Raw genomic sequence first — 10423 nt, 5'->3', positions numbered from 1 at the left:
GCGCTCAAGGACATGAGCCCGGGCGACACCGTGTGGAAGTACGGCATCGACATGGGCAAGGTCGTCGCGCCGATCCAGGCCGGCGAGCACGCCCACGTGCACAACATCAAGACCAAGCGCTGGTAAGCGCAGGAGCACCGCATGTCCGTGATTTCGAAAGACACCACCTTCCTCGGCTATCGCCGCGAGAACGGCCGCGTCGGCGTGCGCAACCACGTCATCATCCTGCCGCTGGACGACCTGTCCAACGCCGCGGCCGAGGCCGTCGCCCACAACATCAAGGGCACGATGGCGATCCCGCACCCCTACGGCCGCCTGCAGTTCGGCGCCGACCTGGATCTGCACTTCCGCACGCTGATCGGCGCCGGCTGCAACCCGAACGTGGCCGCCGTCGTCGTCATCGGCATCGAGGACGGCTGGACCAAGAAGGTGGTCGACGGCATCGCCACCACCGGCAAGCCAGTCGTCGGCTTCGGCATCGAGGGCCATGGCGACCACGACACCATCATGCGCGCCAGCAAGGCCGCGCGCGAATACGTGCAGTGGGCCAGCGAGAAGCAGCGCGAGGTCTGCCCCATCCACGAGCTGTGGGTGTCCACCAAGTGCGGCGAGAGCGACACCACCAGCGGCTGCGGCGCCAACCCCACCGTCGGCAACGCCTTCGACAAGCTGCACCCGCTGGGCAACTACCTGTGCTTCGGCGAGACCAGCGAGATCACCGGCGGCGAGCGCATCGTGGTGGAGCGCTGCAAGACGCCCGAGGTGGCCGAGAAGTTCATGTTCATGTTCAACCGCTACCAGGACATGATCAACCGCCACAAGACCACCGACCTGTCCGAGAGCCAGCCGACCAAGGGCAACATCGCCGGCGGCCTGACCACCATCGAGGAAAAGGCGCTGGGCAACATCCAGAAGATCGGCAAGAAGTGCACGGTCGACGGCGTCATCGACAAGGCCGAGATGCCCACGCACCCGGGCCTGTGGTTCATGGACTCGTCGTCGGCCGCGGCCGAGATGGTCACGCTGTGCGCGGCCAGCGGCTATGCGGTGCACTTCTTCCCCACCGGCCAGGGCAACGTGATCGGCAACCCGATCGTGCCGGTGATCAAGATCTGCGCCAACCCGCGCACGGTGCGCCTGATGAGCGAGCACATCGACGTCGACACCTCCGGGCTGCTGCAGCGCGAGATCTCGCTCGACCAGGCCGGCGACAAGCTGCTCGAGTGCATGCTGCGCACCGCCAACGGCCGGCTGACCGCCGCCGAGGCGCTGGGCCACCGCGAGTTCGTGCTGACGCGCCTGTTCGAGTCCGCCTGAGATCGTGGCCAGGGTCGTCGTCACCGAGTTCATGGACGAGCGCGCCGTGGCGCGCCTGGCCGCGGTGCACGAGGTGCTGTACGACCCGGTGCTGGTCGACGACGCGCCCCGCCTGGCTGCCGAGGCAGCGCGCTGCGACGCGCTGGTGGTGCGCAACCGCACGCAGGTGCGCGGTGCGCTGCTGGAGGCGCTCGCGCCGCGCTGCCGCGTGGTCGGGCGGCTCGGTGTCGGGCTCGACAATATCGACGTGCCGGGCTGCGAAGCGCGCGGCCTGCGCGTCATTCCGGCCACCGGCGCGAATGCGCTGTCGGTGGCCGAGTACGTGGTGGCCAGCGCGATGCTGCTGCTGCGCGGCGTCTATCAGAGCAGCGCGGCGCTCAGCGCCGGCCAGTGGCCGCGCGCGGCGCTGTCCAGCGGGCGCGAGACCGCAGGCAAGACGCTCGGGCTGGTCGGTTTCGGCTCCATCGGCCAGCTCACCGCGACGCTGGCCCGCGCGCTGGGCATGCCGGTGATCGCGCACGATGCGGTGATGCCGGCCTCCGACCCCGCCTACGCGCGGCTCGGCGTGCGGCCGGTCGGGCTGGATGAACTGGTGGCTACGGCCGACGTCGTCAGCCTGCACGTGCCGCTGGTCGAGGCCACGCGGGGGCTGTTCGACGCACGCCGCATCGCGGCGATGAAGCGTGGCGCCGTGCTGATCAACACCTCGCGCGGCGGCATCGTCGACGAAGCGGCGGTGGCCGCGGCGCTGAAGGCGGGCACCCTCGGCGGTGCGGCGCTCGACGTCTTCGACGCCGAGCCTCTGCCGGCCTCGCCGCACTTCGCCGACTGCCCGAACCTGATCCTGACGCCGCACGTGGCGGGCGTGACCGCCGAAGCCAACGAGCGCGTTTCCTTCCTCATCGCCGACCGGGTGCTGGAGGCACTGGGCTGACATGGCCAACATCTCTCTCGTCGAACTGCGCAGCCTGGTGGACGCCGCGCTGCAGCGCGCCGGCGCCAACCCGGCGATGGCCGCGAGCACGGCCGCGGCCCTGGTGCTCGCCGAAGCGCAAGGCATCGGCTCGCACGGCCTCTCGCGCGTGGCGCAGTACGCGACGCACCTGCGCAACGGGCGGGTGAATGGGGAGGCCCAGCCGCGGCTGGGCCATGCGAAAGGCGGGGCGGCCGTCATCGACGCGGGCGAAGGCCTCGCGTTCCCGGCCTGCGCGATGGCGGTGGCCGAAGGCGTGGCGCGGGCGCGCGAGCACGGTGTCGCCTTCGTCGGCGTGGTGCGCAGCCACCATGCCGGCGTGATCGTCGACCATCTGCGGGTGGCGGCGCAGGCGGGCATGGTCGGCCTGGGCTTCGCGAACTCTCCGGCGGCCATGCCGGCGGCCGGTGGCCGGCACGCCGTCTTCGGCACCAATCCGGTGGCGGCGGTATTTCCGCGCCGCAGTGGCGATGCGCTGATGATCGACCTGAGCCTGTCGGAAGTGGCGCGCGGCAAGGTGATGGTCGCGGCCAAGGAGGGCAAGCCGATTCCTCTCGGCTGGGCTCTCGACCGCGATGGTCAGCCCACCACCGATGCGAAGGTCGCTCTCGAGGGCTCGATGCTGCCGATCGGCGCCGTGTCCTCGACCAAGGGCGCGATGCTGGCGCTGGTCGTCGAACTGCTCGTCACCGCGCTGATCGGCGCGAACTTCGGCTTCGAGGCGTCGAGCTTTTTCGTCGACGAGGGCAACCGGCCGGGCATCGGCCAGGCCTTCGTGATCGTCGATCCGGGCGCGCTCGCCGGCCGCGAGCACTACCTCGACCGGCTCGAGGTGCTGGTGCGCGAGATGCTGGCCGACGAGGGCGTTCGCCTGCCCGGTGCGCGCCGCGAGGCGCTGCGCCGGCGTGCCGAGGCCGAAGGCGTGACCGTGGCCGATGCGATGCTGGCCTCGCTGCGCGCGGCTGCCGAGGCCTGACGGCTCAGCGCCGCGCTCGCGTGCGGCGCGCCCCCGCGGGCGGTGCAGTCGAGCCGCGCACGACGAGCGCCACCTCGATTTCCGTGGCGCGCGGCACCTCGACGCCGCGCAGCGTGTCGAGCACCCGGTCGGCGGCCAGCCGCCACATTTCCTCGGCCGGCACGCGCACCGTGGTCAGGCCCGGCTGCAGGTGTCCGGCGAGCTCGAGGTCGTCGAAGCCGACGATCGAGAGCTGCCCGGGCACGGCCACGCCCAGCCGAGCCGCCTCGAGCAGCGCGCCGGTGGCCAGCACGTCGTTGCCGCACACCACGGCGGTCGGGGCCGGGTCGGCCTGCAGCAGCACGCGCAGGCCATCGCGCGCCGCGCCGAGCTCGTAGGGGCGCTCCACCAGCCTCGTGGCGGGCAGAGATAGGCCGGCCGCGCGCAACGCCTCGCGCACGCCGGCCACGCGGGCGGCGGCGCGGTCGTTGTCGCGTGTGATGCCGGCCAGCATGGCGATGTGCCGGTGGCCGAGGTCGAGCAGGTAGCGCACCACCTGCGACATGGCCCGGGCGTTGTCGAAGCCGACGGCGATGCGGTCGGGCGGTGCCGGCCAGCTCATCACGTGCACTACCGGCACGCCGCGCTGGCGCAGTTGCTGCAGCAGTTCCTCGCGCTGGCTCACGCCGCACAGCACCAGCGCGTCGACGCCGCAGGTCAGCAGGTTCAGCGCCTGGCGCGTCTCGGTGGAGGGGTCGTAGCCGCTGGTGGCCAGCAGCAGCTGCAGGCCGGATTCGGCCAGGCGGCGCTGCAGAGCGTCGATCGCCTTGGCGAAGATCGCGTTGTCCACCGTGGGGAAGATCGCGCCGACGGTGCCGCTGCGCCGCAGCTTCATCGCCCGCGCGCCGGCATTGGGCACGTACCCGAGTTCGGCCACCGCCGACAGCACCTTCTGGCGCAGGGCGTCGCGCACCTCGCCGGGGCGGTTGAGCACGCGCGAGACGGTCGCGGTCGAGACACCGGCGGCGCGGGCGACGTCTTCGATGGTGGGCAGTTCTTCGTCGGGGGCCGGCATGCCGGGACTGTACTCGTTTGCAGTCGTGGTGACGGGCCGGAGCGCGGGGTCTTTCATAGGGTAAGTCCGGTCGAATCCGCGCGTGACCGACCTTGACGCGGGCATCGCGTACGCCCACTATTGAAAACGTTTACAGCCGCTTCCACATCACCTCCACCGCACCGCCCGTGAGCGCCGTCACCACCTCGACACCGCGCGCCGTTCAGGCTGCCAGTGCGCCGCACCGCGAAGGCCGCCGCGGCGCCTGGCGCGCGGTCGGCGCGGCGGTCGTCGCCGCCGCTGCGGTGCTGGCGCTGTGGTATTTGCTGACCAGCGTCACCGGCTTCATCTCGCCGGCGCGCTTTCCCACGCCGCCAGAGGTGTGGGGCGCGGCGAAGCAGATCGTGATCGAGGGCTACAGCAACGCGCGCTGGCACGAGCACGTGCTGCGCAGCGTGCTGCTGGTGACGGCGGGGTTCGTCGTCGCCTCGTCGATCGGCGTCGTGCTCGGGCTGGCGATGGGCGCGAGCCGCACCGTCGAGGCCTTCGTCAACCCGATCTTCCTGCTGCTGCGGCCGATCCCGCCGCTGGCGTGGATTCCCTTGGCCATCGTCTGGCTCGGCCTCGGCGACGCCGCCAAGATCATGGTGATCTTCGTTGCCGCCTTCGTGCCCTCGGTGATCAACAGCTTCACCGGGGTGCGCCAGATCGATCGGCCGATCTTCGAGGCCAGCGCGATGCTGGCGGTCAGCGGATGGCGCTACTGGCGCGAAGTGCTGATCCCCGGTGCGCTGCCGAGCATCTTCACCGGGCTGCGCCTGTCGCTGCAGGCGTCGTGGACGACGCTGGTGGCGGCGGAACTGGTCGGTGCCGTGGCCGGGCTGGGGCAGATCCTCAACCAGGGCGCGCAGGACATCTATCCGGCGATGATCCTGGTCGGCATGGCCAGCGTGGCGCTGGCCGGCTGGGCCATGACCCAGGGCCTGGGCTGGATCGAGCGGCGCGTGATGCCGTGGCGGAGCCACTCGTGATCGAGCCGCCGCTGCCCGCCGCACGCTTCTGGCGCCTGAGCGCGGCCGGCGCGCTGAGCTTCCTCGGCGTGTGGTCGGTGGCCGCGCTGGCCGGCCTGACCTCGCGCGAGTTCCTGCCTGCGCCGTGGGACGTCGTGGCGCGCTTCGCGCAACTGCTCGTCGAGCCCTTCGCCGGGCACGTGCTTCTCGAGCACCTGCTGTCCAGCCTGCAGCGCTTCGCCATGGGCTTCCTGCTGGCGGTGCTGGTGGGCATCCCGCTGGGCCTGCTGATGGCCTGGTTCCGCTGGATCGATCGCCTCGTCACGCCGGTCTTCGAGTCGGTGCGCTTCGTCGCGCCGATCGCGTGGGTGCCGTTCGCGGCGCTGTGGTTCGGCACCGGCATCGGCGGGCCGGTGCTGATCATCTTCATGGGCGCCTTCCCGCCGGTGCTGATCAACACCTATCGCGGCGCGAAGCAGGTCGATCGCAAGTACATCGAGGCCTCGCAGATGCTCGGCGCGAGCGCGCTGCGCGGCATGACCGAGGTGTTGCTGCCGGCGGCCGTGCCGTCCATCGTCGCCGGCCTGCGCATCTCGGCCGGGCTGGGCTGGCAGTCGCTGGTCGGCGCAGAGCTGATCGTGGCCTCCAGCGGCGTGGGCTACCTGATGGTCAAGGGCCAGGCCGCGGTGTCCACCGCCACCGTGATGAGCGGCATGGTGGCGATCGGCGTGGTCGGGCTGCTGATCGACGTGGCACTGCGCCGCGCGCAGGTGCTGATCGAGAAGCGGCGCGGACTCTGAAGGAGAGCAGATCGATGGCAGGCATCGTGTTCGAGGACGTGCAGCGCGTGTTCCACCAGAACGGGCGCGATTTCGTGGCGCTGCAGGACATCAACCTGCAGGTGCAGGACCGCGAGTTCGTCGCCATCGTCGGCCCCTCGGGCTGCGGCAAGACCACCTGCATGCGCATGGCGGCCGGCCTGGAGCACCCCACCGGCGGGCAGGTGAGCGTCGGCAGCGAGGTGGTGCGCCGCCCGGGGCCGGACCGTGCGGTCGTGTTTCAGCAGTTCGCGCTATTCCCGTGGAAGACGGTGTGGGACAACATCGAGTTCGGCCTGAAGTCGATCGACGTGGCGCCGGCAGAGCGCAAGCGTCGCATCGAGCAGTACATCGAGCTGATGGGCCTGGGCGGCTACGAGCAGGCCTACCCGCACCAGCTCTCCGGCGGCATGCAGCAGCGCGTGGCCATCGCCCGCGCCTACGTGCTCGATCCGCAGGTGCTGCTGATGGACGAACCTTTCGGCGCGCTCGATGCGCAGACGCGCGTGGTCATGCAGGAGGAACTGGTGCGGCTGGCGCGCAAGAACCCGCGCACCGTGCTGTTCATCACCCACGCGGTCGAGGAGGCCGTGTACCTGGCCGACCGCATCGTCGTCATGTCGCGCCGGCCCGGCACCATCCGCGAAATCATCGACGTCAAGTCGATCCGCGAGCGTGAGGACTGGGACCAGCACCGCCGCATCGAGGACGTGATGGACCTGCCTTCCTTCGTTCACCTGCGCACCCACGTCTGGAAGCTGCTGCGCGACCAGCAGGGCGACGACGCCCATTGATCCACCGCCAATCCACCACGACAACACGGAGACACGCCATGCACAAGACCCTTCGCCTCGTCCTCGCCTCCGCCGGCCTTGCCGCGGCCGGCGCCGCGCACGCGCAGGCGCTCACCGAGATCAAGGTCAGCTACCAGCCCGCGCTGTACTGGGCGTTGCCGTTCTATGCCGCCACCGAGAAGGGATGGTGGGCCGAGGTGGGCCTCAAGCCGGTATTCAGCACCTTCCCGGCGGGCGTGCCGCAGATCGCCGCTTCGGCCAGCAAGAGCTGGGACGTTGGCGGCACCGGCTCGGTGCCCGCGGTGCTCGGCCACGTGCGCTTCGGCATCAAGACGATCGGCGTCACCAACGACGAGTCGGCCGGCAACGCGCTGCTGGCCCGCAAGGACATGGCCGACAAGTTCGCCAAGGACCCGGCCTCGATCAAGGGCCAGACCATCGTGCTGACGGCCAACTCCACCGGCGACTACGCGGTGCAGTCGTGCCTGAAGAAGTGGGGTCTCGCCAAGGGCGACGTGACGATCAAGAACATGGGCCAGGCCGAGATCATCTCGGCGATGTCGTCGAACAACGCCGATCTCGGCGGCCTGTGGGCGCCCAACATCTACACGCTCGAGGAGAAGGCGGGGGCCAAAGTGCTGTGCTCCGGCAAGGAAGGCGGCGCGATCGTGCCCGGAGCGCTGATCGCCCGCGGCGACTACGCCGAGCAGAACCCGGAGAACGTGGCCAAGTTCCTCGCCGTCTACCTGCGCGCCTGGAAGTGGCTGAACGCGAACAAGACCGAGGCGATCGCGATGATGAAGAAGTTCTACGAGCAGGGCGGGGTGACGATCAGCGAGGCCTCGATGCGCAAGGAGTTCGACACCCGCCCGACCTTCGACCTTGCCGGCCAGCTCTCGCGCATGGACCGCAGCCGCGGCACGTCCGAGATGGACGGCTGGTTCAACGAGATCGCGACCTTCATGCGTGGCACCGGCGCGATCCAGAGCGTGCCGCAGGCCTCCGAGTACGTGACCGATGCCTTCATGAAGCGCGTGCAGGCCGACCCCAAGCTGCGCGAGTTCGCGAACAAGGCCCAGTGAGGGCCGCGGCAGCCTGAGTGGCGGCTGCGGCCGCCATTTTGTGACGCCTCCTGTAATCGATTTCAACCACCGAGACCGCCATGACGATCACCACCCTGAAGAAGGCCGCGAAGACGCCGGAGACCGAAACCGCCACCGCGCAGAAGGTGGTGACGGAAATGCTCGCCGAGATCGCGGCCCACGGCGAGGACGCCGTGCGCGCCTACGCGAAGAAGCTCGACGGCTGGGACGGCGACATCGTGCTCGGCCGCGAGGAGATCGATCGCCGCGCCGCCGAGGTGCCCGAGCAGGTGCGCCGCGACATCGACTTCGCCATCCGCCAGGTCAGCGAGTTCGCGCATGCGCAGCGGCGCTCGCTTTCCGAGTTCAGCGTCGAGCTGCACCCCGGCGTGGTGGCCGGGCAGCGCGTGCTGCCGATCAACGTGGCCGGTTGCTACGCGCCGGCCGGGCGCTATGCACACATCGCCTCGGCCTACATGGGCGTAGCCACGGCGAAGGCCGCGGGTGTCAAGACCATCGTGGCCTGCTCGGGCCCGTTCCGCGGCGGCCCGATGCATCCGTACCTGCTCTACGCCTTCGACCGCGCCGGCGCCGACGTGATCATGACGCTCGGCGGCGTGCAGGCCATCGCCACCATGGCCGATGGCCTGTTCACCGGCAAGCCGGCCGACGTGATCGTCGGCCCGGGCAACAAGTTCGTGGCCGAGGCCAAGCGCACGCTGTTCGGCAAGGTGGGCATCGACGTGTTCGCCGGGCCCTCCGAGGTGGCGGTGATCGCCGACGACTCGGCCGACCCCGCCATCGTCGCCAGCGATCTGGTCGGCCAGGCCGAGCACGGCCACGAGTCGCCGGCGTGGCTGTTCACCACCTCGCGCGCGCTGGCCGAGGAGGTGATGCGGCTCGTGCCGGCGCTGATCGACAAGCTGCCGCCGACCGCGCGCGACGCCGCCGGCGCGGCCTGGCGCGACTATGGCGAGGTGATCGTGTGCGACACGCGCGAGGAAGTGGCCGAGGTCTCGGACCGCTACGCCAGCGAGCACCTCGAAGTGCACGCGCGCGACCTGAACTGGTGGTTGGCGAATTTGACCTGCTACGGCTCGCTGTTCCTCGGCGAGGAGACCACGGTGGCCTATGGCGACAAGGCCAGCGGCCCGAATCACGTGCTGCCGACCAAGGGAGCGGCGCGTTACTCGGGCGGCCTGTCGGTGCACAAGTTCATGAAGACGCTGACCTGGCAGCGCATGACGCGCGAGGCGGCGCGCGACATCGGCGAGGTCACCGCGCGCATCTCGCGGCTGGAAGGCATGGAGGCGCATGCGCGCACCGCCGACGACCGACTGGCCAAGTACTACCCGGCGCAGACCTTCGCGCTGGGCGAGCCGGTGAAGGTATGACGCGCGAGCAACTTGCGCGGCTGTTCGAGCTGTCGGACCGGCGCGCGCTGGTCACTGGCGGCAACTCGGGCATTGGCGAGGCGATGGCGCGCGCGCTGGGGCTGGCCGGTGCACGCGTGCTGCTGGTGGCAAGACGCGAGGCCGAGCTGGACGCCGCGGCCGGGCGGCTGCGCGCCGACGGCATCGACGCGCAGTGGTGCACGGCGGACCTGGCCGACGCCGAGGCGACTCAGGCCGTGGCGCGCGCCGCCGAGCAGCGCCTGGGCGGCATCGACATCCTAGTGAACGCCGCCGGCGTGAACCTGCGCGAGCCGTTTGCCGAGGTGACGCCGGCCTCCTGGAAGCTGCAGCTGGCGCTGCACCTGGAGGCACCGTTCTTCCTCACCCAGGCGCTCGCGCCGGGCATGAAGTCGCGCGGCTGGGGGCGCATCCTCAACATCGCCTCGCTGCAGTCGTACCGGGCCTTCGCGCGCAGCGCGCCCTACGGCGCGGCCAAGGGCGGGGTGGTGCAGCTCACGCGGGCGATCGCGCAGGAATGGTCACCGCACGGCATCACCTGCAACGCGATCGGCCCGGGGTTCTTTCCGACTGCGCTGACCGCACCGGTATTCGCCGACCCCGAGCTCGCCGCGCGCAACGCGGCACAGACCTGCATCGGCCGCAACGGCGCGCTCGACGACCTGGCCGGTGCGACCGTGTTCCTCTGCAGCGACGCCAGCGCCTATGTCACCGGCCAGACCCTGATGGTCGACGGTGGCTTCACCGCACGCTGAACGGGCACTGTCCCGGTCGCCGCATTCATCCACCACGAAGGAGACGAGATCATGAGCTTGCGCACCTTGACGGCAAGAGTTGCCGCACTCGGCCTGTTCGCCCTGACGGCCGCTGCGGCGCAGGCTCAGGCCTATCCGACCAAGCCGATCACCCTGGTCGTGCCGTTTCCCGCCGGAGGGGCGCTCGATGCCGTGGCCCGGCCGATGGCCGAGGGCATGCGCAAGATCCTCGGGCAGGCGGTGGTGGTGGAGA

At 70.5% G+C, this 10423-nt stretch carries 10 protein-coding genes and 2 pseudogenes; 11 read left to right on the top strand and 1 reads right to left on the bottom strand.

What is annotated here, in order from left to right; translation table 11 throughout:
* From AB7U92_RS13900 to AB7U92_RS13885, 4 genes and pseudogenes are all read left to right on the top strand, one after another.
* A pseudogene (locus AB7U92_RS13900) lies at nucleotides 1-126 on the top strand (flagellar biosynthesis protein FlgA); the annotation flags it as partial.
* Between the two features lie 15 nt (nucleotides 127-141).
* The gene (locus tag AB7U92_RS13895) at nucleotides 142-1317 is read left to right on the top strand and encodes a UxaA family hydrolase (protein WP_428577755.1); all 1176 of its coding nucleotides are present in this window, start codon (nucleotides 142-144) and stop codon (nucleotides 1315-1317) included.
* 4 nt (nucleotides 1318-1321) lie between these two features.
* Nucleotides 1322-2251 carry a hydroxyacid dehydrogenase gene (locus AB7U92_RS13890; protein ID WP_428577753.1) on the top strand — a complete coding sequence of 310 codons (930 nt, stop codon included), beginning with the start codon at nucleotides 1322-1324 and terminating at the stop codon, nucleotides 2249-2251.
* A 1-nt stretch (nucleotide 2252) separates the two neighbouring features.
* Nucleotides 2253-3266: an Ldh family oxidoreductase gene (locus AB7U92_RS13885; RefSeq protein WP_428577751.1), complete on the top strand. Its 1014-nt coding sequence runs from the start codon at nucleotides 2253-2255 to the stop codon at nucleotides 3264-3266.
* Between the two features lie 4 nt (nucleotides 3267-3270).
* Here AB7U92_RS13885 and AB7U92_RS13880 read toward each other — a convergent pair whose 3' ends face one another.
* Nucleotides 3271-4320, bottom strand: coding sequence for a LacI family DNA-binding transcriptional regulator (locus AB7U92_RS13880; protein WP_428577749.1), 1050 nt, complete (start codon nucleotides 4318-4320; stop codon nucleotides 3271-3273).
* A 167-nt stretch (nucleotides 4321-4487) separates the two neighbouring features.
* Between AB7U92_RS13880 and AB7U92_RS13875 the strand changes: the two genes are divergently transcribed.
* The 7 genes and pseudogenes from AB7U92_RS13875 to AB7U92_RS13845 all read left to right on the top strand — a co-directional run.
* Entirely contained in the window at nucleotides 4488-5330 is an 843-nt protein-coding gene (locus AB7U92_RS13875) for an ABC transporter permease (RefSeq protein WP_428577747.1), read from the top strand.
* Nucleotides 5327-6109: an ABC transporter permease gene (locus AB7U92_RS13870; protein ID WP_428577744.1), complete on the top strand. Its 783-nt coding sequence runs from the start codon at nucleotides 5327-5329 to the stop codon at nucleotides 6107-6109. Before AB7U92_RS13875 ends, AB7U92_RS13870 begins: the two co-directional genes overlap by 4 nt.
* 14 nt (nucleotides 6110-6123) lie before the next feature.
* Nucleotides 6124-6921, top strand: a complete 798-nt coding sequence (locus AB7U92_RS13865; protein WP_428577741.1) for an ABC transporter ATP-binding protein — start codon at nucleotides 6124-6126, stop codon at nucleotides 6919-6921.
* Nucleotides 6922-6959: 38 nt separating this feature from the next.
* A complete protein-coding gene (locus AB7U92_RS13860; RefSeq protein WP_428577738.1) occupies nucleotides 6960-8003 on the top strand; it encodes an ABC transporter substrate-binding protein in 1044 nt (347 codons plus the stop codon).
* An 80-nt stretch (nucleotides 8004-8083) separates the two neighbouring features.
* Nucleotides 8084-9397 (top strand): histidinol dehydrogenase, encoded by a 1314-nt coding sequence (gene hisD / locus AB7U92_RS13855; RefSeq protein WP_428577735.1) that lies wholly within the window; start codon nucleotides 8084-8086, stop codon nucleotides 9395-9397.
* Nucleotides 9394-10170 carry an SDR family NAD(P)-dependent oxidoreductase gene (locus AB7U92_RS13850; protein WP_428577732.1) on the top strand — a complete coding sequence of 259 codons (777 nt, stop codon included), beginning with the start codon at nucleotides 9394-9396 and terminating at the stop codon, nucleotides 10168-10170. Before hisD ends, AB7U92_RS13850 begins: the two co-directional genes overlap by 4 nt.
* 51 nt (nucleotides 10171-10221) lie before the next feature.
* Nucleotides 10222-10423: pseudogene (locus tag AB7U92_RS13845) on the top strand (ABC transporter substrate-binding protein); the annotation flags it as partial.

It is taken from the genome of Piscinibacter sp. (genome assembly GCF_050175855.1).
GTDB lineage: Bacteria > Pseudomonadota > Gammaproteobacteria > Burkholderiales > Burkholderiaceae_C > Piscinibacter.
Note: the sequence above shows the minus strand (reverse complement) of the source record. Positions and strands in the feature narration are given on the sequence as shown.